Raw genomic sequence first — 570 nt, forward strand, 5'->3', positions numbered from 1 at the left:
CATTACTGGTTCGTCGCCGCAGATATTCCCGTGGTGAACGATATCCCAGTGCACTATGCGGATGCCATTCGTTGTAATGTTCGAAGGCCTCCGCAAGGTTCTTTACCGCTGTTAACCCGTCAGGTTTTGGCATGATGCTGATGTAGTCGCGCTTCATCGTTTTCACGAAGCTCTCCGCCATCCCGTTGCTTTCCGGGCTACGTACCGCCGTATGTTTAGGCTCCAGTCCTACCATTCTGGCGAACTGACGCGTCTGATGAGAACGGTAGGCTGAACCGTTGTCTGTCAGCCACTCAACGGGGGATGTCGGCAGGCTGTTACCGAAGCGACGCTCTACTGCACCCAGCATGACGTCCTGCACGGTTTCACTATCATACCCACCGGTACTGGCCGCCCAGTGAAGTGCTTCGCGATCGCAACAGTCCAGCGCGAACGTGACCCGTAGTTTTTCACCGTTATCACAGCTGAACTCGAAGCCGTCAGAGCACCACCGCTGGTTACTTTCTCCAACGGCCACTTTCCCTGTATGCGCTCGCTTCGAGGGCGGTATTGCCGGTTTACGCTCAAGCA

General features: G+C 55.6%; 1 pseudogene. It reads right to left on the bottom strand.

The window, feature by feature from the left end:
- Positions 1 to 570: pseudogene (locus CW267_RS29880) on the bottom strand (IS3-like element ISEc36 family transposase); the annotation flags it as partial.

The organism is Klebsiella sp. X1-16S-Nf21 (genome assembly GCF_002837615.1).
Lineage (GTDB): Bacteria > Pseudomonadota > Gammaproteobacteria > Enterobacterales > Enterobacteriaceae > Klebsiella > Klebsiella variicola.